Below are 25,059 nucleotides of genomic sequence, written 5' to 3' on the forward strand. Positions count from 1 at the left end.
GGAACAGCCCCGGGTCAGCCGCCCAACACCACCCCCTCGCGGCGGGGGTCGGCGCCACCGATGATGGAGTTGCCCGTTCCGCGCATCAGGGCGGACAGACCACTGGATTGTTCGGTCGGGTTGACCTCGTGACCCAGGTCCTCCAGGGCGTCGATCAACTCGGCTTCGTGTTCAGCCATGAGCGGGTGTTCAATGCCGATGCCGGTGGCGGGCTGGTTCATGGCACCGAAGTTCGGTGCGGAGACAGCCTGCTGGGGGTTCATGCCCCAGTCGATGATGTTGACCAGGGTCTTCACCACATACTGGATGATCAGGGCGCCGCCGGGGGAGCCGAGGACCATCTCGAGTTCACCGATGTCACCATTGTCGCCGGTGGCGAAGACCAGGGTGGGGGCCATGGAGGAACGTGGTCGTTTCGCTGATTCCACGCGGTTGGCCACCGGTTCACCGTTCTCATCCACCGGTTCGGCGGAGAAGTCCGTCAGCTGGTTGTTGAGGATGAAACCGCGGGTGAAGTGGAAGGACCCGAAGGCGGCCTCGACACTGGTGGTCAGGGAGGCGGCATTGCCGTAGGAGTCGATGATGGAGACATGGCTGGTGCCGCTCTCGGGGACCGGGGCCCCGACGGGGACATCATCCAGACCGGCCTCGGCTGTGCCCATGGAGGTCTTTTCGTCGATAAGCTCGGCACGCCGCTGCGTGTACTCCCGGCTGATCAGCTCCTCGACGCCGCCACCCGGCACGTCCACGAAGGCGGGGTCGGCGATGTAGGCGTTGCGGTCGGCGTAGGCCAGGCGCTGGGCCTCGGCGATGATGTGGACGGCCTCGGGGTCGGGGAGTCCACCGTCGGGGCCGGCGCCGGTGGGCGCGTACTGTCCCAGGTCGAAGTGGTTGAGGATGCCGAGTGTGCCCAGCACCGTGGAGCCACCGGAGGAGGACGGCGGCATGCCACACACCACCCGGTCCCGGTAGGGGGCGCACAGCGCGTCGTGGGTCACGGGGGTGTAGGCGGCCAGATCAGCGGTGCTCAGCAGCGACGGGGTGACACCCTCAACCTCCCGGGTGGCACGTTCGACGATGTCGGCGGCGATGTCGCCGGTGTAGAAGGCATCGGGGCCCCCCTCGGCGATCAGGCGCAGGGTGTCGGCGTACTCAGGGTTACGCAGCAGCGTGCCCGGGGACTTGGCCTCGCCGTCCGCGTCGAGGAAGTAGGCCGCAGCCTCGGGATCACGCGCGAGATCCTCCGCGGAGTTGGCGATGGAGGCGGACATGCGGGGGCTGATCTCGAAGCCGTCGGTGGCCAGCGTCTGGGCCTCCTCCAGCAGCCCTGACCACTCGGTGCGTCCCTGCGACTCGTGGAGGTGTCCGAGGGCGGCGACGATACCCGGCACACCGATGGAGCGGCCGGAACGACGGGCATCCGGGACGGGCGCGGACTCGTCCTCGGCTGATACCCGGATCAGGTAGTTCTCATCGGCGGCCACCGGTGCGGTTTCGCGGCCGTCGATGGCGGTGACCTGGTGGGTGCCGGCGTCATAGTAGAGGATGTAGCCGCCACCACCGATACCGGAGGACTGGGGTTCGGTGAGCCCGAGGACGAACTGGGCGGTGACCAGGGCATCCGCAGCTGTTCCGCCCTCGCGCAGGATCTCACACGCGGCCCGTGATGCGTGGGGGTTGGCGGTGGAGACCGCGTAGTTGCGGGTGGTGACCGGTTCCATGCCGGACCGGTAACCGGTGGAGATCTCCGGGGCGACCGAGATGTCCTCACCGGAATGGGTGCCGTCCGTCCCCTCCTCCCGGTTGGCATCCTCGGGCAGTTCGCAGGGTTCCATGGGCGGGGGAGCGCTTCCGGTTGTGGTTTCGGTGACGGTTGCTATGGAGGTCTCCGCGGACGTGGTGGCGGAGGTGTCGCCGGTGGTCACAGAGGTCGCGGTGTCCTGGGTTTGGGTGGTGTCAGCTGCTTCGGTGACGGCGCTGGAGCCATCCTCGTTGACACAGGAGCTCAGTGTGAGTGCCAGGGTGGCTGCGGACAACGCAGCCACAATCCTATGTGGTGTGTTCCGTATCACATTCATGGCATGAGATTATCAGGGTTTCCGCTGGTCGGGAAGGGGTTGGCGGGCCGGGTGGTAGCGCGACTGCTTTGCGACGCTGTTTTGTCCCGCCCCACCCGCACTAATTGGACATTTAACCAAAGGTAAACTAAGGTTAACGGCAGGTAAACAAAAGGGGTTAAAAAAATTAACTCCACCCGTTCTGGAAAGGAACGAACAGTGAGGAATATCAACGACGAGATCACCCGGATTGAGCGCAGCCACGATAACCTGTGGAGCATCCGGGAGGATCTTCACGAAAAGTTCGATGGACTGGTCAAGCCGCACCTTGTCGATGGTGTACTCGATGCCGTTGCAGCCGGATACGAGGGGCGCATCAACCGCTTCCACAAGATCTTCATCGAGAAGAAGGCCATGTTCCAGCTTGAGGAGATGGCAGGGGCCCACCCGGACTTCACCGTCCCCGGTGTCTGGGTGGCCCGTGGACTGACCGCGGCTTAACAGCCTGGCTGACCACTGAGCACTGCGGCACAGAAGCGTCGCAGAAGCGCTCCACCGCCACCCGTCCACCTGCTTGCACAGAGCAGGTGGACGGGTGGTTGTTGTTTTCCGGGTTCGATGAATGTGCAGCACACACCCTGTGAAGTGAATAGGCTGGTGACTGCAACTGTCATCCTCAACCGTCATCGTCCCGAAGGGATCTGCTGTGCCCGCATCGTCCAGGAACCTGTCCATGCCCCGCCTCAATTCACGGTCCACCGGTTTCATCCTCTTCGCAGCCCTGCTCGCCACGGTGTTGGTGGTGAGTGGTTGTTCCTCAGATGATGAGGGGACGGATCCGGCCACGGAGACAGCATCCGTCACCGGATCAGGTGATCCGGAGGTCACCGAGGAATATGCTGCCCTCAACGGAAGCACCACCCCGGATGGACAGGAGTACCTGGACGTCTCCCTGCCCGATGACCATGTATTCTCCACCATCACCGAGGACGAGGCGGTGGCGATGCTGCAGCAGGGCACCGGCGTGCTCTACTTCGGTTTCCCCGAGTGCCCATGGTGCCGGGCGGCCATGCCGGTGATGGATGAGGCCGGTAAGAACACCGATGTCGGTCAGATCCACTACCTCAACGTCTCCGAGATCCGTGATGTCCGGACCCTGGATGAGGACGGCACCATCGTGGTCGAGGAACCCGGCACCGAGGCCTACTCACAGATCCTCGCCGAGCTGGGTGATGCCGCACCGGAGTATGAGGGCCTGGATGATCCCCAACAGCGCCGGATCTATGTCCCGCTGGTGGTCGCAGTCAAGGACGGTGAGGTGGTCGGTAGCCACGTCTCCACCGTCGACTCCCAGACCGATCCCTTCGAGCCGATGACCGATGCCCAGCGTGATGAGCTTCTGGGGATCTACGAGGATCTCTTCGCCGAGGTTGCCCAGGGTACCCAGGTGCGTTAGTCAGGCACCCCACGGACGTACAACACCCGCCCACCCGGTGTGAATCTGCCACCGGGTGGGCGGGTGTTGTCCGTGCAGTAAAACACGGAATGAAAGCTTCCCCACAAGGACTCGAACCTTGAACGACGGTACCAAAAACCGCTGTGTTGCCAATTACACCATGGGGAAATGCGGCGAAATAGAGAGAAATGCGGGGATATGCCCGCCAATACGGAACATAGACCGCACCGCTAGATATTACACAATTGCGTCATGGTTCCAATTATCGGGGTGGCCAGGGCTGGGATAGTCTGGAGATCATGGTTCGACAGCGGATGACCGGGCAGGAACGCCGGAAACAGTTAATCTCCATAGGGCGTGCGGTATTCGCGGAACGCGGATTCGACGGTGCCAGTGTGGAGGAGATCGCTGCCCGCGCGAAGGTGTCCAAGCCGGTGATCTATGAGCACTTCGGGGGCAAGGAGGGGCTCTACGCGGTGGTGGTGGAACGGGAGATGGTGAAGCTGGAGACGGCGATCACCCAGTCCCTGGCGCAGGGGCGGTCCCGGCACCGCATTGAACAGGCGGTGCTCGCCCTGTTGACCTATGTGGAGGATGAGACCGATGGGTTCCTCATCCTGGTCCGGGACATGAACCCGGGTGTGCGGGATGAGGAGTCCGGGCGGGAGCGCACCTACGGGACGCTGCTCAATGACGCCACCACGCAGGTGTCGCATATCCTTGGTCGGGCGTTTGCCCGGTCCGAGCTGGATCCGCAGTACGCCATCCTCTACGGGCAGGCGCTGGTGGGGATGGTGTCCATGACCGCCCAGTGGTGGTTGGATCAGCGTCATCCCAGCAAGGAGGAGGTGGCGGCGCATATCGTCAACCTGTGTTGGAACGGTCTGGCCGGCATGGAGGCGAATCCGACGCTGTCGGAGGAGAGCAGCCCCGTCGGCGCGATCCTGGGTAAAGAGAAAAGTGATGGCAAGAACACCGTGAAGGAGATCCGAGAGTGACACCGATGCTCGCCGGCCTGTTGAAGGTCGCGGCCACAGATCCCAAGCTGAAGGGCATGATCTCGAATGTGGGCGCACGCAATCTGCATCTCACGGGTGTGGATCAGGCACGTCCCTGGGTGATCGGCACATTGGCGCATCATGCGCCGGTGCTGGTGGTCACGGCCACCGGCCGTGAGGCGGAGGATCTCACCGCGGAGCTGCGCGCGATGATGGGGGACAAGGTTGCCTGGTTCCCGTCCTGGGAGACGCTCCCGCATGAGCGTCTGTCCCCCGGCGTGGACATTGTGGGCCGGCGCGCGCAGGTGCTCAACAAGCTTGACGACGCAAAGATCATCGTCACCGCCGCCCGTGCCTTCTGCCAACCTGTTCTCAAGGAGGCAGCAGGACGCCAGCCCCTCATCCTGAGGGAGGGGGCGGAGGCGGACTTCTCCGCCCTGGGTGAGGAACTGGTCTTCCGTGCCTACAAGAATGTGGACATGGTGGCCAAGCGGGGGGAGTTCGCCACCCGCGGTGGCATCCTCGATGTCTTCCCGACCACCCTCGATTACCCCGTCCGCATCGAGTTCTGGGGCGATGAGGTCTCCGACATCCGTCAGTTCTCGGTGGCCGACCAGCGCACCATCCCGGAGATGACCCTGGATGAGATCGAGATCTACCCGGCGCGTGAACTGCTCATCACCGATGAGGTGGCCGCCCGCGCGGCGGAGCTGATGGTCAAGCACCCCGGCAACCCGACGCTGGTGGAGATGCTGTCGCGTATCTCCGACCGCACGGATGTCGACGGCATGGAGGCACTGATCCCGGCGCTGGTGGACACCCCGATGGTGCCGCTGCTGGAGCTCATGCCGGAGAACACCCACATCATGGTCATCGCCCCGGAGAAGGTCCGCACCCGCATCGCGGATCTGGAGGCCACGGATGCGGAGTTCATGGCTGCGGGCTGGGAGGCTGCCGCCATGGGTGCGGATGGCCCGGTGTCGGTAAAAGGCTTGGATCTGGAGGCGTCCTCCTACCGCAGCTATGACTCGCTGGAGGTATCGGCGTCGACAAGCAACCTGCCCTGGTGGACCTTCGCCCCGACCGGGATGTTCGAGGCCTCCGACGCGGAGACGCTGCCACTGGATTTCGAGCCGGGTCCCACCCCGCGTGGTGATCTGGAGGCCATCAACGAGATGATGGCGTTGCTGCTGGCGCACACGAAGGCCGGTGGGCGCGCAGCCTTCATCGCCCCGTCCGAGGGCGCGATCAGACGCATGGTGGAACGCTTCGCCGAGCAGGGCATCCCCACCCATGTGGCCACACCCGGCTGGGAACCCAGCCCCGGACAGGTGACGCTCTACCACGCGCTCAGCCACGCCGGGCTGGTGTTCCCGAAGGTGCGTAAACACCGCGACGCCGACGCCCTGCCGCTGGTGGTCATCACCGAAACCGACCTCACTGGCAACCGCGTCGGTGACATCGCCGGTGCCAAGCGGCGTCCCGCCCGCCGACGCAACAAGGTCGATCCGCTGGCACTGACCCCGGGTGATCTGGTGGTCCATGAAACCCACGGCATCGGCCGGTTCATCAAGATGACCGAACGCACCATCTCCACCGGTGATGAGACCTCGCGCCGGGAGTACATCGTCCTGGAATACGCCCCGTCCAAGCGCGGGCAGCCCGGTGACCAGCTGTATGTGCCGATGGATTCCCTCGACATGCTCAGCCGGTACGTCGGTGGCGAGAAGCCCACGCTGTCGAAGATGGGTGGCTCCGACTGGAAGAACACCAAGAAGAAGGCCCGCGCCGCGGTCCGTGAGATCGCCGGTGAACTGGTCGAGCTCTACGCCAAGCGGCAGGCCGCGCCGGGTCATGCCTTCGGCCCCGACACCCCGTGGCAGAAGGAGATGGAGGACAACTTCCCCTACGTCGAGACCGAGGACCAGATGCTGGCCATCGACGCGGTCAAGGAGGACATGGAAAAACCCGTGCCTATGGACCGCGTGATCGTCGGTGATGTCGGTTACGGCAAGACCGAGGTGGCGGTGCGTGCCGCGTTCAAGGCCGTGCAGGATGGCAAGCAGGTCGCGGTGCTGGTGCCCACGACCCTGCTCGCGCAGCAGCACAAATCCACCTTCGAGGAACGCATGGCAGGTTTCCCGGTGACCATCCACGGGCTGTCCCGGTTCACCTCCACCGCGGAATCGAAGGAGACCCTGGCAGGTCTGGCCTCCGGTGAGGTGGACATCGTGGTGGGCACCCACCGCCTGCTGCAGACCGGTGTGCAGTGGAAGAACCTGGGCCTGGTCATCGTGGATGAAGAGCAGCGTTTCGGTGTGGAACACAAGGAACACATCAAGGCCCTGCGCAGCCACGTCGATGTGCTGACCATGTCCGCCACCCCGATCCCGCGAACCCTGGAGATGTCCATGGCGGGTATCCGGGAGATGACCACCATGCTCACCCCGCCTGAGGACCGTCACCCGATCCTCACCTACGTCGGCCCCTATGAGGACAAGCAGGTGGCGGCGTCGATCCGTCGTGAGCTACTGCGTGACGGCCAGGTGTTCTTCATCCACAACAAGGTCGCCGACATCGAGAAGAAGGCCCGCGAACTGCGCGACCTGGTTCCCGAGGCACGCGTGGTGGTGGCCCACGGACAGATGAGTGAGGAACTCCTCGAACAGACCGTCCAGGGCTTCTGGGACCGGGAATATGACGTGCTGGTCTGTACCACCATCGTGGAGACCGGCCTGGACATCGCCAACGCCAACACTCTGATCGTGGAGAACGCCCACCACATGGGTCTGTCCCAGCTGCACCAGCTGCGTGGCCGCGTGGGTCGTTCCCGCGAACGCGGGTATGCGTACTTCCTGTATCCCAAGGGCGCCACGCTGACCGAGACCAGCTACGACCGTCTGGCCACCATCGCCCAGAACAATGACCTGGGTGCCGGTATGGCTGTGGCCATGAAGGACCTGGAGATGCGCGGTGCCGGCAACGTTCTCGGCGCGGAGCAGTCCGGTCACATCGCCGGGGTGGGCTTCGATCTCTACGTCCGTCTCGTCGGCGAGGCGGTGGAGGCCTACCGCGCGCTGGCGGACGGCAAGTCTGTCGACGGCACAGTCAAGGGCCCCACCGAGGTCCGTGTCGATCTGCCCGTCGATGCCCACATCCCGGAGAACTACATCAACTCCGAGCGTCTGCGCCTGGAGATCTACCGCAAGCTGGCCACCTCCGAATCCGAGTCGGACCTGCAGCTGGCCGTGGAGGAGATGGAGGATCGCTACGGCCCGATCCCGGAGGAGGTCTCCCGCCTGCTGGCCGTGGCCCGACTGCGTCACCAGATGCGTGCCGCCGGGCTGACCGATGTGGCCGTGCAGGGCACCCGCATCAAGATACACCCGGTGGAGCTGAAGGATTCCCAGCAGGTGCGCCTCAAACGCCTGTTCCCGAGCGCCACCTACCGGGCCGCGGCGAAGGCGATCCAGGTCTCCTTCCCCAAGGCCGGCCGCAACGTCACCGACCCACTGCTCCGCGACGTCGATCTCCTCCAGTGGGTCTCCGACTTCATTGCGAAGATGTTCGACATCGACGAACGCGATGTACGCGGGCCCCGTGCGGGGAAGGGAAAGAAGAAGAACCCCGGCGTGATCTCGGTGGGGCAGTAGGGGCCCGGGAGGGGGAACTCCCTACAGCGTCAACCCGCCCCCGATGAGGCCGGCCGCGCCGAAGCCTGCGGCCACCAGCAGCAGGACCAGGACACCCCATTCGAAGGCGTTGAACACCTGCTCCCTGCGGTACAGGCGGGTGCCCACATAGGGGATCAGGCCGGGAAGCAGGGCGATGGCGCCGAAGAGCAGGTACTTCGGGTCGGCGGCGTAGAACAGCCAGATCGAGTACACGGTGGCGGCGATGCCCACCATGGCGTGGCGGGTGTTCTCGCGCGGGGGAATGGTGGGGCCGGAGTCGTCGATAAGCGTGCCCGCGTGCGGGTGGCTGATGCCGCGACCCCGGGTGGCAAGCGCAACCAGGTAGAGCGCCGCGAAGAAATACGGCACCAGGTACAGGATGGTGGCCAGCTGGACCATGGAGACGTAGGTGGTCTCGTTGAGGAAGAAGATGACGATGAACAGCTGGATCACGATCGTGGAGATCAGCTGCGCCACCCAGGCGGCACCGCGGGAGTTGATGGTGCCGACCCGGCGGGGGATCAGCCCGTCCATCGCCATGAGTGCCAGGGGTTCCGCGCACAGCATCTGCCAGGACACGTAGGCGCCCAGCACCGACAGGCACAGGCCCGCCGAGATCAGGGCCGCACCCCAGTCACCGACCACGGCCTCCAGCACCGAAGCCATCGAATTGTCGGGCAGCACCGCCAGTTCCTGCTGGGTGAGCACACCGAAACTCAATGAGGAGATGGTGACCAGCAGCGCCAGCACAGCGAAGAAACCGATGATGGTCGCCCGGCTGATGTCCTTCCGTGAGCGCGCCTGCCGAGAGTACACCGAGGCACCCTCCACGCCGATGAACACCCACACGGTAAACACCATGATGCCCTTGACCTGGTCAAACACCGACCCCACGGTGCTGTTAGCCCCGGTGCCCCAGAAATCGACGGTGAATCTGTCCCAACTGAAACCCAGGAAGGCCACCAGGATGATGAAGGCCAGCAGTGGCAGGATCTTCACGATGGTGGTCACCGTCGTCAGAAAAGCCGCCTGTTTCACACCCCCGGCCACCACGGCGAAGATCACCCAGGTCAGGACACTGACCGCCAGCGCCGAGGTCACCCGGTTCTCGGAGGAGAAGACCGGCACATAATGCCCCAGGGTGCCGAAGAACAACGTGGCATAACCCACCTGCGCGATCACCGACCCCAACCAGTAACCCCACGCGGAGCAGAACCCCACGAAATCCCCCAGGCCCACCCGCGCATAGGAGTACACACCCGAATCCAGATGCGGTTTCCGGCGCGCGAGGATGTGGAACACGAAGGCCACCGCGAGCATGCCGACACCGGCGATGACCCACCCGATGAGCATCGCACCGGGCGCCGCCACGGATCCGATGTTCTGGGGGAGTGAGAAGATGCCTGCGCCGACCATCGATCCGACGATCAGGGCGATGAGCGTGCGCATAGGGACGGTGGGGCTTGTGGCCCCGGGGCCCGCGCTGGGGGCGGTGTGAATGCCGGGTGATGTACCGGCGGTGTCTTTGAGCATTAGCTCAAAATAATGCACCCCGGCGGGTTTCTCTAACTCCCGTTATTATGGAGTGTTACCCACACCACATATGGATCATCATGGATAGGAAGTGAATCCTCATGGGCATTCTGGACAACGCCAAGAAGAAGGCCAGCGAGCTGCTCAACTCCGAGTCCGGGGAGAGCCGGACGGATGCTCTGCTGGACAAGGCCGCGGATGCGGCCAAGCGGACACTCGGCGAGGACAAGGCAGCCAAGATCGATCAGGTGCGCGACAAGATCGATGAGCGCATCGGCCATAAGGACGACACCCCTGATACCGGGACGGGACAGGCTGCCGATGCCAATGACCAGCCACACCCCGGCACCACGCCCGGTGCAGCCCCCGGCAACTCCTAGACTAAGGAGCCATGGCCACCCGTATCCTCCTCATCGACTCCCACAACCCCGTCCTGCCCGCTGAGTTCCTCGACGCCGTCCTCCGGCAAGGGGACTCAGCCGAGGTGGATGAGACCGTGGGGGTCGATTTCCTGTCCTGGGGCATCACCGTCGCGCCGGGGTCACCGTGGTTTGTCACCGCCGACCCCTCAGCTGCGCGGACCCGCACCGGGGTGCTTATCGACGCCCGCCTCACCCACGTCGCCGACGCCATCGGCGTGATGCGCCGCGCCTGTGAACAGGGGGAGTGGGAGCAGTCCCAGACCCATCACAGCCTGATTCCCTACCTGCGGGAGGAAACCGAGGAGTTCATCGAGGCGGTGGAACAGGGGGTACCAGAACAGGAACTGATCAGGGAGCTGGGGGATGTTCTCCTGCAGGTGCTCTTTCACGCGGAGATCGCCGCCCGGCGGGGTGCGTGGGATTTCGGGGATGTGGCCGCCAGTTTCGTGGCCAAGATGCGCTCGCGTTCGCCCTACCTGTTCAACGGCCGCCGCGGTCTGGTGACGGTGGAGGAGGCGGAACGGCTCTGGGCCGAGGGCAAGGCACGGGAGGTTTCCGCTGGGGAGGTTTCCGGGGGATGATTCCCGGGCCCACCCCTTAACCCAGAGATCCTGTCTCCAGAAAGCAGTCACAATCCAGAGTGATCTCTGGGTTAAAAAGTGCGGTTTCTGGAAACAGGATCTCTGGGTTAATGAAAGGCGGGGTGTCGGTGCGCTTAGGAGGACAGGTTGCTGGAGAGGTTCTGCAGCTGGGTGAGGATGTCCTGCTCCGGGTCTGGCTGGACGATCCCACAGGTCTGCGCGCGGTCTGCGATGCGTCCTGCGTAGGCGGAACCCACGAAGGCGAAGGCAACGTCGATCTCACCGAGGTTGGCGGTGGTCCGCAGAGTGGCGGCGAGCTCGGAGCGGGTGGTCTCCGGGGTGACCAGACCGGTCTGGGTCAGGCCGGTGCGAAGAAGATCGCAGTCGAAGGTGTCGATGAGGTTGTTGATGCCGCTGACGATGTCCGCATTCTGAGCCTGCGCAGGCGCGATGGTGGCGGTGAGGGCCATGACGGAGGCGGCGGCGACAGCGAGGGTGCGACGGAGGTTCATGGGGTGTCCTTGATTGTTTGACGGGTCGGGGTTGCGTGGGGTGCCGGTGGATGACCAACGCCACACCCGCCACATCATATGTTATTGATGTGACTGGTGTGGCGTTTGTGATCATTCGACTGGGGAGGGGGTGATCCCCCCCCTCCTCATCGCTTCCAGTTAGGAGGAAAGGCCTGCGAAGAAGTCGTTCAGGTTGGAGCTGGCGTTCTCGATCGCGGTGTTCGGCTCGACGATCCCGCACTTCTGTGCACGGTCGGCGTAGTCGGCCGATGCCTGGGCGTTCCAATCCCCGCCACCTTCAAAGTAGGCTGCGAAGTTCGCGTTCTTCTCCTCGAGGGCCGCGGCGAGCTGATTGTTGCGCATGCCCTCCTCCGGCAGTCCATAGAAGGCGAGGGAGGCCTCGACTATGGGACATCCGACCCAGTCGAAACGGTCAGACAGTTCATCTGAGGATGACACGGCGGATGCCGGTCCGGCGAAGGCGGTCAGTCCGAGGGCTGCGGCTGCGCCGATGGCTGCGACACGGGTTGAGATCTTCATGATGGAGGGGCTCCTTCGGTAGTGGTTCCAGGTGGATGGTTGGCTGGATGACTGCGAGTATACCGAAGTGACATAGGGCACAACAACGTCCAATCCATTATCTTCCCGGTAGAAAAGGAGGCTCAGTAGTGCATATATAGTCTCTGACTACTACATTTCACGGAGCATGACCGGGTAGAGAAATTTCCACACCTCATCCGCCCTGCGTTAATGGGTGAGTACGGTGGCGGATTATTGGAATGACCACCGGCTGATCACTTCCGCGTCACGGTCGAATGGGTCTCACGGGTCGGAAACGGTAACATCGCTACCCATGGGTTCTGGGGCAAAAGGTGCAGCTGGATGTGGTTGTGGTGCCGTTCTGGCTGTCATCATGGTCATCTCGTTTGTGGGGTGGGCGTTGAGTTTCATGGATGGGGCCGCCCCGATCCGCCAGCTGCAGCCGATTCCGGACAATGTTCCCCCGGCGGCGGGGGAACCGGTGCCCTCCATCGACATCCACGCAGAGGGGCGCACCTCCGACCACCTGAGGTACTGGGCTGATCCCATCGCCGCGGACACCGGCGTGTCCTCCCAGGCCATCGCGGCCTATGGCAATGCCGCCCTGATCGCTGCGGAGGCGTGGCCGGAGTGCGGTATCGCCTGGACCACGCTGGCGGGCATCGGATATGTGGAAACCCGTCACGGTACCTACAACGGCAAGATGTTCGGCGGCAGTTCGCTCGATGAGAACGGGGTCGCCACCCCGCCCATCATCGGAATTGCGCTCGATGGGTCCCCGGGGGTCGCCCGCATCCAGGACACCGATGACGGCAAATACGACGGGGATACCGAATATGACCGGGCGGTGGGCCCCATGCAGTTCATCCCGGAATCCTGGAAACGCTACGGTCGGGATGCCAACGGGGATGGATATGCCGATCCGCACCAGATCGATGATGCGGCGCTGAGTGCCGCGCACCTGCTGTGCAAGACGGGTGGAAACCTCACGACGGCGGAGGGGTGGACCACGGCACTGTACGCCTACAACAGATCCACCGAGTACCTCATCAACGTCCGTGATGCGGCGGCCTCCTACGCCCTGCGCCAACCGGTGATCTGAACCCGCGCCCCCGGCGACTTTCAGCCCTTCCCGTAACCCCGATTGTGACGCCCCGCGCACCCAAAAACCCCATTTCAACCACGACACTGCGATGAATGTGATCCCTTTGCGTCACAAAAAGGAATTTCGTGTAACAATTGGACTCAGACGTGACTGATGGTCCATTCCGGTGCATGCCGCCGCCCTGGTTCCTTTTGTCGCGTGAACATATCTGGTTAGTTCCCAAGTTGGCATAGGAGGCCACAGTGGCTGAAATCATGCACGTATTTGCTCGCGAGATCATGGATTCCCGCGGTAACCCGACCGTCGAGGCAGAGGTTTTCCTGGATGACGGTTCCCACGGCGTTGCCGGCGTTCCCTCCGGAGCGTCCACCGGTGTCCACGAGGCGCACGAGCTGCGTGACGGCGGAGATCGTTACCTGGGCAAGGGTGTTCTCAAGGCTGTTGAGAACGTCAACGAGGAGATCGGCGACGAGCTGGCCGGCCTGGAGGCCGACGATCAGCGTCTCATCGATGCGGCCATGATCAAGCTGGACGGCACCGAGAACAAGTCCCGCCTGGGCGCCAACGCCATCCTGGGTGTCTCCATGGCTGTGGCCAAGGCCGCCGCGGATTCCGCAGGTCTGCCCCTGTTCCGTTACATCGGTGGCCCGAACGCCCACGTGCTGCCCGTCCCGATGATGAACATCATCAACGGTGGCGCACACGCCGACTCCGGTGTGGATGTCCAGGAGTTCATGATCGCCCCGATCGGTTTCGACTCCTTCTCCGAGGCCCTGCGCGCAGGCGCGGAGGTCTACCACGCACTGAAGAAGGTCATCAACGAGAAGGGCCTGTCCACCGGTCTGGGCGATGAGGGCGGCTTCGCCCCGTCCGTCGAGTCCACCCGTGCAGCCCTGGACCTCATCGTCGAGGCCATCAAGAAGGCCGGCTTCGAGCCGGGCAAGGACATCGCCCTGGCCCTGGATGTTGCTTCCTCCGAGTTCTTCAAGGACGGCAAATACCACTTCGAGGGTGGCGAGCACACCGCCGAGGAGATGGCGAACGTCTACGCCGAGCTTGTCGACGAGTACCCGATCGTCTCCATCGAGGATCCGCTGCAGGAGGACGACTGGGATGGCTACGTCGCACTGACCGCCCAGATCGGTGACAAGGTTCAGATCGTCGGCGATGACTTCTTCGTCACCAACCCGGCCCGTCTGAAGGAGGGCATCGCCAAGAAGGCCGCCAACTCCATCCTGGTCAAGGTCAACCAGATCGGTACCCTCACCGAGACCTTCGACGCCGTCGACATGGCACACCGCGCAGGTTACACCTCCATGATGTCCCACCGTTCCGGTGAGACCGAGGACACCACCATCGCCGATCTGGCTGTCGCGCTGAACTGCGGCCAGATCAAGACCGGTGCACCGGCACGTTCCGACCGTGTGGCCAAGTACAACCAGCTGCTGCGCATCGAGCAGCTGCTGGGTGACGCAGCCGTCTACGCCGGCCGTTCCGCGTTCCCACGTTTCCAGGGCTAGACGCTTTTCGACGAAACCCTGACCCCGCATCCCGTCACCTCCTCAAAAGGTGGCGGGATGTTGGCGTATCGGGGCATGTTCGGGCGTCGCAAAGCAGCTGGCGTGACGGGTGGGACTATGATCGTTGATTATGGCGAAGCAGAAGAAACCCCACAGGGGCATTGTTCCGGTCTCCAGCAGAGATCGTGCACCTGAGACTGTTTCCGCTGCTCGCGCGCCTTTCCGGCTCGGTGCGGTGGGGGTGGTGGCCCTGGCGGTGGTGGTGCTGCTCATCCTCATCGCCGTGGCGATCCCGCTGCGCAACTACTTCCAGCAGCGGGCGGAGATCGCACGCACCGAGGAATCCATCCTGGCCAAGCAGCAACAGATCGAGGAACTGACCGGCGAGTTGGAGCGGTACCGCTCGGAAGCCTATATCCGTGAGCAGGCGCGCCTGAGGCTCGGTGTCATCGAGGAGGGGGAGACCGCCTTCCGCATCCTGAATCCCGCCCTGGAAAACGATGCGACCGTCACCTCGGACGGCACGGAGGAGGAGCCCCGCGGCACCTGGTATGAGACCCTCTGGGAATCGGTTACGGAACCTGAGCTGCTGGAACCCGATGAGCTGCCCCCACCGCCGGCGGATCCGGTCACCCCGGACAATGGGACCGGTGAACCCGCTGTGCCGGAGGGGGAGACGGTGCAATAGGGAGGACTTCGCGCACTCATGACAGAATAGAGCGCATGAGTGTATCTGAAGCAGACCTTCTCGCGGTCGAAGAACAGCTGGGGAGGGCTCCCCGTGGAGTTCTGGAAATCTCCTACCGGTGCCCGGACGGCGCCCCCGGTGTTGTGATGACCGCACCCAGGTTGGAGGACGGCACCCCGTTCCCGACCCTGTACTACCTCACCGATCCACGCCTGACCACCGAGGCCTCCCGCCTCGAGGTGGCGCATGTGATGAAGTGGATGACGGGCCGCCTCGACACCGATGAGGAGCTCCGTGCCGACTACCAGCGGGCACACGAGTACTTCCTGGCCAAGCGCAACGCGATCGAGGATCTGGGCACCGATTTCTCCGGTGGTGGCATGCCGGATCGCGTCAAGTGCCTGCACGTCCTGATCGCCTACGCACTGGCGGAGGGACCTGACCACTTCCGGCTGGGTACCGAGGCCGTGGCGCTTGCCGCGGATCACGGTGAGCTGCGGGGCACCGCCATTCCACAGGACTGGCCGACCACCGCCGACCTCGGCATCGATCTGGGGGACTTTGACTTCTCCCGGGCGGGGGGACTGTGATGACCCGTTTCGCCGCGGTGGATTGTGGCACCAACTCCATCCGCCTGCTCATCACGGAGGTGACCGCGGATGTTTTCCGGGAGATCACCCGCGAGAACAGGATCGTGCGCCTGGGCCAGGGCGTGGATGCCACCGGTGAACTAGATCCGGAGGCCATCGAACGCACCCGCGTCGCACTGACCGAGTACGTCGAACTCATGGAGGCCGAAGGTGTGCAGGTGGTGCGCATGGTGGCCACCGCCGCCACCCGTGACGCCGCCAACCGCGATGCGTTCTTCTCCATGACCCGCGTCCTGCTCTCACGCATCCGCCCCGGATACCAGGCGGAGGTCATCACCGGTGAGGAGGAGGCGCAGTTGTCCTTCCGTGGTGCGGTAGCCGATCTGGACCCCGCACAGGGGCCATTCTGCGTCATTGATCTGGGCGGTGGGTCCACGGAATTCATCGTGGGGACCCACGACGGTGAGATCCTCGGCTCCCACTCCGCACAGATGGGCTGTGTCCGCCTGACCGAACGCATCATGCGCAGTGATCCCCCCACCGCCACGGAGGTCGAGATCGCCCGCGATTATGTCTCCGAGCGGATCGCGGAGGTCAGCGCCATCGTGCCGATCTCCCGCGCCAACACCTTCGTGGGGGTGGCCGGTACCTTCACCACCATCTCGGCCTGGGTGCAGGGGCTGGAATCCTATGACCGTGCGGCCATTCACCTCTCGGAGTTGAACTTCGACGCCCTGCGCGTGGTCACCGATGAGATCATCCGCGAATCCGCTGCACAGCGCGCCGGCAACCCGGTGGTGGATCCGGGGCGCGCCGATGTCATCGCCGGTGGGTCCGTGGTGGTCCAGGGAGCCATCGACCTGGCTGCCCGTGAGGCGGGGGTCAACTCCATTGTCATCTCGGAGAAGGACATCCTCGATGGTCTCATCCTGGGCCTGGTGGAGGAATACGGCACCGTGGCACCCTAACCGGGCCCTTCTCGCCTGACCTGCCGGTGCCATGTTCTATGATGATCTGGTGCCAGCCGGTACGGCGCCCCCATAGCCCAATCGGCAGAGGCGGTTGACTTAAAATCAATTCAGTGTGGGTTCGAGTCCCACTGGGGGCACAGTAGAGAAGTCCCGAGACATCCCTTGTCTCGGGACTTTTTGCATTCCGTGGGGGAGTGGTGAATCACACTGTTGCGTGATGGGTGAGGTAGAACGTAGTATCGCTTGCATTGATCTTTTAAGGTTAGCGTTACCTTATCTGAAGTGTGCTAACGGTTTGGGAGAAAGGGAGTCGCTGATGAACAATGCACGCTTGTTGTGGTGTCATTCCGGTGTGGTGAATGTATGTCTCGGGGAGCAGACATTTACCCTGGTGGCCGGGGACCTGCTGTATGCACCCGAGGGTGCCTTCTGGTCTGACACGGGATCGGGTCTGATTCTGGAGCTGCGGTTCCGCATCCTGGGCATCGATGGGCCCGCGCGACGTATCCACCTGGGGCGGGCTTGGGCGGAGCGCATGGTCCATGAGTATTCCCGCTCGCTGTTCGGTGAGGATGCGGTGAGCGGGGACGTCGCAAAGCTCTTTGCGGACCGCGTGCCCACCCCACCCCTGCCCGCACCCCGGCACGCCCGGGCGGTGGCGCAGACGCTGGCGGCCAACCCCGCCGACCAGACCAGCCTCGAGGAGTTCGCCGCGCAGCGCGGTGTATCGGCGCGCACCCTCCAACGTCAGTTCCTCAGCTCCACGGGGTACTCCTTCAGTGAGTGGCGCGCAGCGCAGCGCGTATGCGTGGCCACCAGCCTCCTGGCACATGACTTCAGCATCGCCGTGGTGGCCAACCTGGTCGGTTTCTCGGCCACCAGCAGCCTGACCAGAGCTTTTCGACGCCACATCGGCACCACCCCGTCCGCCTTCACCACCGGTGGCATCGGCATGGGGGTGGCCGGGACCCCGGCGGCGATCCCCTCGCGCACCACCTTCGCCGCGGCCACCCGTGATCAGCAGCTGTGGATCTACACCGGTACCGCCACCGTCACCACCCCCGGTTACTGCCGGTTTCTCACCCAGGGGGACATGGCCACCATCCCGGCGGGCACCCACACACGCATCGATGTGGCCGCAGGATCCATCGCCATCCCCGTGCCCATCGGGGTGGGGGAGCAGGGCATGAGCCTGCAGGAGGTGGCCACCCTGCGCGACCAGGAACCTTCCACGGGGTTGATGCTCGTCGAGGAATCCCGGTGGGTGCACCTCGGTAGGGAACTGCTGCCCGCCACGGCACCTGTGTCGCTCTGATGCTTCACCCCTATGGATTACTCGGGTGGTAACGGGAACAAAAACCGATAAACTTTCGTTGTCTTAGCAGTAGTAGTAGAAAAACCAACGAAAGGATCGGGGAACCTCTTGCGCAGCAGCAATCCCGTTTTCAGTTCACTGACAGACACCCAGCGGAGCCACGGCCAGAACTCCTACGCCGGTTATGATCAGTTCGGCGGGCAGTACCAGACCCAGTACAACGCACCCCAGCAGACTGAGCGTCCGATGACGGTCGATGATGTCATCACCAAGACCGGCATCACGCTGGCGATCATTGTTGCCTTCGCAGTCCTGACCTTCGGCGTCTCCCTGGTGAACCCGGGCATGGCGATGATCCTGACCATCATCGGCGCCATCGGTGGTTTCATCACCGTGCTGGTGGCCACCTTCGGCAAGAAGTATGGCTCCGCACCAGTGACCATCATCTACGCGGCCTTCGAGGGCCTGTTCGTCGGCGGTATCTCCCTGCTGTTCTCCGGATTCCTGCAGGGTTACGACGGCGCCGGTGCCCTCATCGGCCAGGCCGTTCTGGGCACCATCGGCGTGTTCTTCGGCATGCTGTTCGTCTACAAGACCGGCGCCATCAAGGTCACCCCGAAGTTCAACCGCATCATGACCGGCATGATCTTCGGTGTGCTCGTCCTGGTCCTGGGCAACCTCGCCATGTCGCTGTTCGGCTTCGGCAGCCCGCTGCGTGACGGCGGCATCCTTGCCATCGTCTTCTCCCTGTTCTGCATCGGCCTGGCGGCGTTCAGCTTCCTCACCGACTTCGACGCAGCCGACAAGATGGTCCGTGAGGGCGTTCCTGCCCGCATGGCCTGGGGCGTGGCCCTCGGCCTGGCCGTCACCCTGGTCTGGCTCTACACCGAGATCCTGCGCCTGCTGAGCTACTTCACCAACCGCTAGCTCCCGCGCATCTCGAGCGCAAGAAAAGCTCCGGCCCGCCCCCTGTGATCAGGGGAGCGGGCCGGAGTTTCTCTGTGTATCCGGTGCGACCGGTGTGCTACAGGGCGACGACCTGACCGTCCACCTCAACCTGGGAGAAAACCAGGCCCTGGGAGGTTTCGGTCACGGCGGAGAGTTCCACGTCGACGTCCTCGATGACTTCCTGCTCGCCGACGGTGGTGGTGATGATGCGGGTACCGGAACCGGTGGCGCCGTCCTCATCCCAGGACACCCACTCGATTGCGGTGAGCTGATCGCTGTTGTCAGCACAGTTCAGGGAGATCACCTGTGGCTCCCGGGTGGGGGCGGCCACACAATCGATGTAACCGGGGAGATCAGCAACGGCGACAGCGGTGGTGGTCCCCTCCGCACCAGTGGTCCGGGCGGTGGTTTCCGTGGTGGGGGCGGCAACGCCGGTGGCGGTGTCGACCTTCACGTCCGAATCATTCTCATTCGGAGGGGTGCACGCGGTGATGGCCAGAGCCGCAGCAGCGGTGACACCGGTGATCAGGAGCTTTCGGGAAAGGGAAGTCATCAAAGATCAAAATCCTTAGTTCTCGCCGCGCGGGGTCGCGGCCTTCTCAGAATTGTATGGCTCAGCGGAAACAATCGTAACTGATACAGCGGAGCCATTGGGAGTAGTGTACTCACGGGTTTCACCCTCGTGTGCACCCAGGATTGCTGCACCGAGCGGGGACTGCTCGGAGTAGGTCTCCAGATCGGGGTTGTCCGTCGCGGCGGCACGGGTGCCGATCAGGAAGGTCTCCTTGTCGGACTCATCACCGTCGTAGTAGACGTGGACGACGGAACCGACGTTGGCCACGCCCTCGACGATGCCCTCACGCTCGGTGGTGGCGTTCGCCAGCACCTCGGAGATCTGCTTGATGCGGGCCTCCTCCTGGTCCTGCATCTCGCGGGCCGCGTCGTAGCCGGCGTTCTCCTTGAGGTCGCCCTCCTCACGACGTTCGTTGATCTCCGCGGCGACAATCGGGCGACGGGCGATGAGGGTGTTGAGCTCCTCCTCCAGCTTGGCCTTCATTTCAGGCGTGATGTACTGCTTATCTGCACTTGCCATGGTTTTAACCCTCCCGGGAACTGTAGAGATGTACCACCGGGGCAACCTCCGGCGCACATGACACAGGCCCCGGGAAAACCGGGGCCAACATTCGGATATGCGCGCGTGGAAGTCGACCAGCGATGTCAACGTACGTTTTCTGGGTGTGATTTTAGCACAGCCCGACCCCCACGAATTACAGGTTCATATGCGAGGGGATGGTGGTGGAGCAACCGTAGACCCCACCGGAGACCGCGGGCTCCCTGGTGGGGATCTGCGTGGTGATACGCACCACGGACTCGGTGCTCGGCTCCACCAGGATCTCCCGGCGACCAACCTCCGCACGGGAGTAATCCAGCGCGGTCACGATGCAGTAGGTGGGCAGCTCGGGGTTGTCGCGGGTGACATCCACATTCATCTGAAACGTGGAATCATCGATGCGTTCGAAGGCGCCCATGGTGCCGGTGACCGTCTCCGCCTCGCGACGCTGCATGAACTGCACCAGAGCGATGACAATCGCCACCACGATGACCACCGCCAGCACCGCGATGACCTTGCCGGACCAGCTGTTGGTTGCCATCGTCTCCCGGTTGCCCCGGTAACGGGAAGCCGGGCGCTGGGTGACGTCAGGAATTTCCGGGGTGCCTGGGACGTTGGAGGGGGAGTTGGGGTTGTTGCTCATAGCGGAATTCGTCGACATCCTAAACAGCCGTTCGGGGAACATACCGCCCAGCCGTGGCGGGACGTATGCATAGACACCTCAACATCTTAGTCACAGTTGCCCAAAGCAATAACCGGGGTCGACGCGGTTACGTCTATCATTAACTGGATACGTATCAACAAAATATTTCATGAGGTTTTCCGTCCAGCCACCCCAGGTTCCGGGAAAAACCTCAAGGAAAGGATGAATACACGTGAGTGGTCTGCGCCTGTTGGCGATCCACGCCCACCCCGACGACGAGTCCAGCAAGGGCGCCGCCACCATGGCCCGCTATGTCGCAGAGGGCAACCGGGTCATGGTGGTCACCTGCACCGGCGGTGAACGCGGTGACATCCTCAACCCCGCGATGGAAAAGCCGGGTGTCCTGGAGAACATCCCGGCCATCCGCCGCGAGGAGATGGACAAGGCCATGGAGATCCTCGGCACCGAACACCGCTGGTTGGGATACGCCGATTCCGGCCTCCCCCAGGGCGATCCACTGCCACCACTGCCCGAGGGGTGCTTCGCGCTCGAGGACAACGAGGTCATCGTCCGTGACCTGGTGGAGATCCTCCGCGAATTCCGCCCGCATGTGATCATCACCTACGACGAGAACGGTGGTTACCCGCACCCGGATCACCTCAAGGTCCATGAGGTGTCCATGTTGGCGTGGGAGCGTTCCGGTGATGAGTCCTATGCCCCGGAACTGGGTGAGGCATGGACCCCGTTGAAGCTGTACTACTCCCATGGTTTCATCCGCCAGCGGATGGAGATGTTCCACGAGCGGCTGCTGTCAATGGGGCAGCCGAGCCCCTATGCGCCGATGATCGAGCGGTGGGAGAAGAACAAGGCAGACATCATGGCGCGTGTGACCACCCAGGTCACCTGTGATGCGTACTTTGAGCAGCGTGATGACGCACTCCGTGCACACGCCACCCAGATCGATCCCGCCGGGGCATTTTTTGGAACTCCGGTGGAGGTGCAGCGTAGGCTATGGCCTACAGAGGAATTCGAACTGGCCCAGACACGGGTCAGGACCGCCATCCCGGAAGACGACCTGTTCGCCGGTATCAACCCGGATGCGGACTAGTTGGCATCCCTCTGACATCCGTTACCGGATCAGATCCTTCAGGAAGGACGCTCAGGCGTGATTGACATCAGCCCCGTGTTGACTACCGCAGCCAGCGTGTACAACGACACGACTTTCTTCATCCTTGCCCAGCAGCAGGGAGGTGGCCCCCTGGGCCCCGAGTTCGGGAAGGCCTCCCCGATCGGCCTGCTCATCCTGGCGTTGATGGGTGCGGCCATCCTCACCCTCGGGTGGATGTTCCACCGCCGCTGGTCGCGGATGAACCGCCGTCGAATCTTCGCCGAGCGCAACGGCCTGGATCCCTTTGATATCGAGGGGATCCGGAAGGCCATGGCGGAGGCCGGTCTGAATGATAAATCCAAGAAAGGCTTCCTTTAGATAGGAAGTGTGTTATGGTCTTCTTCATGTTCGCAGCACGATTTTATTTTCCGACCGGCTCCGGGGCCTTCCCGCGTCAGCTGGCCGTTGATCGTGCCTAGCTAGAACGCGAACAGAACCGGAGCCGAGCAGCACCTCCCCGCAAGGGTCGAGGGGCTGCTTTTTTGTTTCCCCATATGATTTCCCCCATAAACGGTTTCCACACCACCATCACCGCCCGAAAGGCAGACCCCAGCACCATGAGCGCCCCAGTGTCCCTCCCCAACCCGGCATCCACCAGCAACAAACGGGTGGTTGCCTTCCATGAGCTGCCCAGCCCGGCCGAACTCACCGCCGACAACCCCCTGAGTCCACGTCAGGCGGAGAAGGTTGAGCGCGACCGCCAGGAGATCGCCGATATCTTCGCCGGCGATGATGACCGCCTCGTGGTTGTGGTCGGCCCGTGTTCGGTCCATGACCCGGAGGCTGCGATCGACTACGCCAACCGCCTGGCGCCCCTGGCCAAGCGGCTGGACCAGGACCTGAAGATCGTCATGCGTGTCTACTTCGAGAAGCCACGCACCACCGTCGGGTGGAAGGGGCTGATCAATGATCCGCACCTCAACGAGACCTACGACATCGCCGAGGGACTGCGCCTGGCACGCAAGGTGCTTATCGACGTTGTGAACCTCGACCTGCCCGTCGGTTGTGAATTCCTCGAACCGAACAGCCCGCAGTACTACGCCGATGCCGTGGCCTGGGGTGCCATCGGTGCACGCACCACCGAATCCCAGGTCCACCGCCAGCTCGCCTCCGGGATGTCCATGCCCATCGGTTTCAAGAACGGCACCGACGGCAATGTCCAGGTTGCCATCGATGCGGTGGAATCCGCCCGGAGCCCCCACTTCTTCTTTGGCACCTCCGACCACGGTGCACCCTCGGTGGTGCAGACCGCGGGTAACTCCAACAGCCATATCATCCTCCGTGGTGGCACCACCGGACCCAACCACGATGCGGCATCCGTGGCGCAGGCCGTGGAGAAGCTGGGGGAGGGGGCACGTCTCATGATCGATGCCTCCCACGCCAACTCAGGCAAGGACCATATCCGTCAGGTCGGTGTGGTCCGTGAGATCGCCGAGCAGATCGCCGCTGGTGATGAGGCCATCGCCGGCATCATGATCGAGTCCTTCCTCGTCGGTGGCGCCCAGAACCTGGATCCTGCCAGGCTGAAGATCAACGGCGGTGAGGGGCTGGTCTACGGCCAGTCCGTCACCGACAAGTGCATCGACATCGACACCACCGTCGATCTGCTCGGTGAGCTCGCCGCGGCGGTCCGTACCCGCCGGCAGGCCTGACCGCAGGGAGATCCGGAGTTCGACTATCCCGACACGCCGGGGCCCCACAGCCTGACCCGTGGTGGAATAGTCACATGCATCCGGGGTGGACATGCAACTATTCCGACACACCAGGGGTCCCCGGCCAGGACTGTGTAGCAATAGTCGAACAACGCCCAGACGGGAATCGCGGTGCGGGGGTGCGCGATATCCCGGTGGTGGGGACTAGACTGTTAAACGTGTTGAACCTGCCCAGACTGCTCTATCCCCTCTATGAACGCCGGCTCCTCAAGGAGCTCAACGGCGCGAGGCAGCCTGGGCACGTTGCCATCATGTGTGATGGCAACCGCCGCTGGGCCAGGGAGGCCGGTTTCGTTGATCTCAGCCACGGACACCGCGTGGGCGCTAAGAAGATCGGGGAGCTGGTCCGCTGGTGTGATGACGTGGATGTGGATCTGGTCACCGTCTACCTGCTGTCCACGGAGAATCTCGGCCGGGATGAGGCTGAACTGCAGCTGCTCTATGACATCATCGGTGATGTTGTCGCGGAGCTCTCCCTCCCGGAGACCAACTGCCGGGTGCGGCTGGTCGGCCACCTGGATCTGCTGCCCAAGGAGTTCGCCGAACGACTGCGTGGAACCGTGTGCGAAACCGTGGATCACACCGGCGTGGCCGTGAACATCGCGGTCGGGTACGGCGGACGCCAGGAGATCGTCGACGCGGTGCGTGATCTGCTCACCTCCGCCCGGGATGAGGGCAAAACCCTCGATGAGGTCATTGAGTCGGTGGATGCCCAGGCCATCTCCACCCACCTGTACACCTCCGGGCAGCCGGATCCGGATCTGGTGATCCGCACCTCCGGTGAGCAGCGACTGTCCGGGTTCATGCTGTGGCAGTCGGCGTACTCGGAGATCTGGTTCACTGATACCTACTGGCCTGCATTCCGCAGAATCGACTTCCTCCGGGCACTGCGTGACTATTCGCAGCGCAGCAGGCGGTTTGGAAAATAGTCACCAGCTTCTGATGAAGGAGAGCAATGTCCCAGCCGATTGTTGCGTTTGAATCCGTCTACGGATCCACCCGGCAGTACGCAAGCGAACTGGCCGCACGGTGTGGTGTGGAGGCGGTGTCGTTTGATGAGGCACAGGCGCGTCTATCCGCCGACCCGCAGGCACCGCTGGTGGTGTTGAGCCCGGTCCACGGGCCGATGAATGCGGGGGCGAAGTTCATCACCGACACCGACCTGGGGGATCGCCGCGTGGCGCTGTGCACCGTCGGCATGACCCTGGATGATGTCGCGGTGAAGAAGGACGGTTCCGCCCGGGCGCTGGGCAACAAGGCCGACCGCGTCACCCGGTTCTACCTCTCGGGTCGCCTGAACTACTCGGAGCTGTCCACCGCGCACCGCACGACCATGTGGACCGTGGTCAACATGCTCAAGGCCAAGCCGATGAAAAACGCCAATGACAAGATGATGATCGAGACCTTCGACACCGACGTCGACCGGGTTGATCTCACCCGCCTGGATGAGGTCGTCGCCTGGGCTAACGGCTGAGCACACTGCCGGGCGCACGGCCCAACAAATGGCGGGCGGGT

Annotated in this window: 25 protein-coding genes and 2 tRNA genes; 19 read left to right on the forward strand and 8 right to left on the reverse strand. The window is 63.4% G+C overall.

Annotation, left to right across the window (positions count from 1 at the left end; all coding sequences use genetic code 11):
* Positions 1-14: 14 nt before the first annotated feature.
* Positions 15-2,078, reverse strand: a complete 2,064-nt coding sequence (gene ggt / locus CE_RS05255; RefSeq protein ID WP_011075246.1) for a gamma-glutamyltransferase — start codon at positions 2,076-2,078, stop codon at positions 15-17.
* 198 nt (positions 2,079-2,276) lie between these two features.
* Here ggt and CE_RS05260 point away from each other — a divergent pair, with 198 nt between their 5' ends.
* Both CE_RS05260 and CE_RS05265 read left to right on the forward strand, forming a co-directional pair.
* A complete protein-coding gene (locus CE_RS05260; protein WP_006770008.1) occupies positions 2,277-2,558 on the forward strand; it encodes a hypothetical protein in 282 nt (93 codons plus the stop codon).
* Positions 2,559-2,790: 232 nt separating this feature from the next.
* Positions 2,791-3,513 carry a hypothetical protein gene (locus CE_RS05265; RefSeq protein ID WP_006770007.1) on the forward strand — a complete coding sequence of 241 codons (723 nt, stop codon included), beginning with the start codon at positions 2,791-2,793 and terminating at the stop codon, positions 3,511-3,513.
* A 96-nt stretch (positions 3,514-3,609) separates the two neighbouring features.
* Here CE_RS05265 and CE_RS05270 read toward each other — a convergent pair.
* Positions 3,610-3,681: transfer RNA gene (locus CE_RS05270), tRNA-Gln, on the reverse strand.
* A gap of 131 nt (positions 3,682-3,812) precedes the next feature.
* Here CE_RS05270 and CE_RS05275 point away from each other — a divergent pair.
* Both CE_RS05275 and mfd read left to right on the forward strand, forming a co-directional pair.
* Complete coding sequence (locus CE_RS05275) at positions 3,813-4,511, forward strand: TetR/AcrR family transcriptional regulator (RefSeq protein ID WP_006770006.1); 699 nt, start codon at positions 3,813-3,815, stop codon at positions 4,509-4,511.
* Between the two features lie 5 nt (positions 4,512-4,516).
* The gene (gene mfd, locus CE_RS05280) at positions 4,517-8,164 is read left to right on the forward strand and encodes a transcription-repair coupling factor (RefSeq protein ID WP_006770005.1); all 3,648 of its coding nucleotides are present in this window, start codon (positions 4,517-4,519) and stop codon (positions 8,162-8,164) included.
* A gap of 21 nt (positions 8,165-8,185) precedes the next feature.
* On the opposite strand, the gene CE_RS05285 is transcribed toward mfd, so the two are convergent.
* Positions 8,186-9,718: an amino acid permease gene (locus CE_RS05285; protein WP_081447257.1), complete on the reverse strand. Its 1,533-nt coding sequence runs from the start codon at positions 9,716-9,718 to the stop codon at positions 8,186-8,188.
* A gap of 101 nt (positions 9,719-9,819) precedes the next feature.
* Here CE_RS05285 and CE_RS15775 point away from each other — a divergent pair, with 101 nt between their 5' ends.
* Both CE_RS15775 and CE_RS05295 read left to right on the forward strand, forming a co-directional pair.
* Positions 9,820-10,098, forward strand: coding sequence for an Rv0909 family putative TA system antitoxin (locus CE_RS15775; RefSeq protein ID WP_006770003.1), 279 nt, complete (start codon positions 9,820-9,822; stop codon positions 10,096-10,098).
* An 11-nt stretch (positions 10,099-10,109) separates the two neighbouring features.
* On the forward strand, positions 10,110-10,721 hold the full coding sequence (locus CE_RS05295; protein WP_006770002.1) for a MazG nucleotide pyrophosphohydrolase domain-containing protein: 612 nt from the start codon (positions 10,110-10,112) through the stop codon (positions 10,719-10,721).
* Between the two features lie 134 nt (positions 10,722-10,855).
* On the opposite strand, the gene CE_RS05300 is transcribed toward CE_RS05295, so the two are convergent.
* The gene (locus CE_RS05300; protein WP_006770001.1) at positions 10,856-11,233 is read right to left on the reverse strand and encodes a hypothetical protein; all 378 of its coding nucleotides are present in this window, start codon (positions 11,231-11,233) and stop codon (positions 10,856-10,858) included.
* Positions 11,234-11,392: 159 nt separating this feature from the next.
* On the reverse strand, positions 11,393-11,773 hold the full coding sequence (locus CE_RS05305; RefSeq protein ID WP_006770000.1) for a hypothetical protein: 381 nt from the start codon (positions 11,771-11,773) through the stop codon (positions 11,393-11,395).
* A 313-nt stretch (positions 11,774-12,086) separates the two neighbouring features.
* On the opposite strand from CE_RS05305, the gene CE_RS05310 reads away from it, so the two are divergent.
* From CE_RS05310 to CE_RS05345, 8 genes are all read left to right on the forward strand, one after another.
* Positions 12,087-12,875, forward strand: a complete 789-nt coding sequence (locus CE_RS05310; protein ID WP_035109871.1) for a lytic transglycosylase domain-containing protein — start codon at positions 12,087-12,089, stop codon at positions 12,873-12,875.
* A gap of 245 nt (positions 12,876-13,120) precedes the next feature.
* Positions 13,121-14,398: a phosphopyruvate hydratase gene (eno, locus tag CE_RS05315; protein ID WP_011075256.1), complete on the forward strand. Its 1,278-nt coding sequence runs from the start codon at positions 13,121-13,123 to the stop codon at positions 14,396-14,398.
* A 130-nt stretch (positions 14,399-14,528) separates the two neighbouring features.
* Entirely contained in the window at positions 14,529-15,086 is a 558-nt protein-coding gene (locus CE_RS05320; protein ID WP_006769997.1) for a septum formation initiator family protein, read from the forward strand.
* 35 nt (positions 15,087-15,121) lie between these two features.
* Positions 15,122-15,676 carry a DUF501 domain-containing protein gene (locus tag CE_RS05325; protein ID WP_006769996.1) on the forward strand — a complete coding sequence of 185 codons (555 nt, stop codon included), beginning with the start codon at positions 15,122-15,124 and terminating at the stop codon, positions 15,674-15,676.
* A complete protein-coding gene (locus CE_RS05330) occupies positions 15,676-16,644 on the forward strand; it encodes a Ppx/GppA phosphatase family protein (RefSeq protein WP_006769995.1) in 969 nt (322 codons plus the stop codon). Before CE_RS05325 ends, CE_RS05330 begins: the two co-directional genes overlap by 1 nt.
* 66 nt (positions 16,645-16,710) lie before the next feature.
* Positions 16,711-16,784, forward strand: a tRNA-Leu gene (locus CE_RS05335).
* Positions 16,785-16,963: 179 nt separating this feature from the next.
* Positions 16,964-17,962, forward strand: coding sequence for a helix-turn-helix transcriptional regulator (locus CE_RS05340; RefSeq protein WP_006769994.1), 999 nt, complete (start codon positions 16,964-16,966; stop codon positions 17,960-17,962).
* Between the two features lie 108 nt (positions 17,963-18,070).
* The gene (locus tag CE_RS05345; protein WP_006769993.1) at positions 18,071-18,889 is read left to right on the forward strand and encodes a Bax inhibitor-1/YccA family protein; all 819 of its coding nucleotides are present in this window, start codon (positions 18,071-18,073) and stop codon (positions 18,887-18,889) included.
* Positions 18,890-18,986: 97 nt separating this feature from the next.
* Here CE_RS05345 and CE_RS05350 read toward each other — a convergent pair whose 3' ends face one another.
* The 3 genes from CE_RS05350 to CE_RS14830 all read right to left on the reverse strand — a co-directional run bounded on the left by CE_RS05350 (position 18,987) and on the right by CE_RS14830 (position 20,664).
* On the reverse strand, positions 18,987-19,463 hold the full coding sequence (locus tag CE_RS05350; protein ID WP_006769992.1) for a hypothetical protein: 477 nt from the start codon (positions 19,461-19,463) through the stop codon (positions 18,987-18,989).
* Between the two features lie 15 nt (positions 19,464-19,478).
* Entirely contained in the window at positions 19,479-20,003 is a 525-nt protein-coding gene (gene greA, locus CE_RS05355; protein ID WP_006769991.1) for a transcription elongation factor GreA, read from the reverse strand.
* A gap of 175 nt (positions 20,004-20,178) precedes the next feature.
* Positions 20,179-20,664 carry a DUF4307 domain-containing protein gene (locus CE_RS14830; RefSeq protein WP_143758427.1) on the reverse strand — a complete coding sequence of 162 codons (486 nt, stop codon included), beginning with the start codon at positions 20,662-20,664 and terminating at the stop codon, positions 20,179-20,181.
* Positions 20,665-20,896: 232 nt separating this feature from the next.
* On the opposite strand from CE_RS14830, the gene mca reads away from it, so the two are divergent.
* From mca to CE_RS05385, 5 genes are all read left to right on the forward strand, one after another.
* The gene (mca, locus tag CE_RS05365) at positions 20,897-21,772 is read left to right on the forward strand and encodes a mycothiol conjugate amidase Mca (RefSeq protein WP_006769989.1); all 876 of its coding nucleotides are present in this window, start codon (positions 20,897-20,899) and stop codon (positions 21,770-21,772) included.
* A gap of 57 nt (positions 21,773-21,829) precedes the next feature.
* A complete protein-coding gene (locus tag CE_RS05370; RefSeq protein ID WP_006769988.1) occupies positions 21,830-22,150 on the forward strand; it encodes a hypothetical protein in 321 nt (106 codons plus the stop codon).
* A 239-nt stretch (positions 22,151-22,389) separates the two neighbouring features.
* Positions 22,390-23,484, forward strand: coding sequence for a 3-deoxy-7-phosphoheptulonate synthase (locus CE_RS05375; RefSeq protein WP_035109934.1), 1,095 nt, complete (start codon positions 22,390-22,392; stop codon positions 23,482-23,484).
* A gap of 218 nt (positions 23,485-23,702) precedes the next feature.
* The gene (locus CE_RS05380; RefSeq protein ID WP_143758428.1) at positions 23,703-24,473 is read left to right on the forward strand and encodes an isoprenyl transferase; all 771 of its coding nucleotides are present in this window, start codon (positions 23,703-23,705) and stop codon (positions 24,471-24,473) included.
* 26 nt (positions 24,474-24,499) lie between these two features.
* Entirely contained in the window at positions 24,500-25,018 is a 519-nt protein-coding gene (locus tag CE_RS05385; protein WP_006769985.1) for a flavodoxin domain-containing protein, read from the forward strand.
* Positions 25,019-25,059 lie beyond the last annotated feature (41 nt).

This window comes from Corynebacterium efficiens YS-314 (assembly GCF_000011305.1).
GTDB classification, from domain to species: Bacteria; Actinomycetota; Actinomycetes; order Mycobacteriales; family Mycobacteriaceae; genus Corynebacterium; species Corynebacterium efficiens.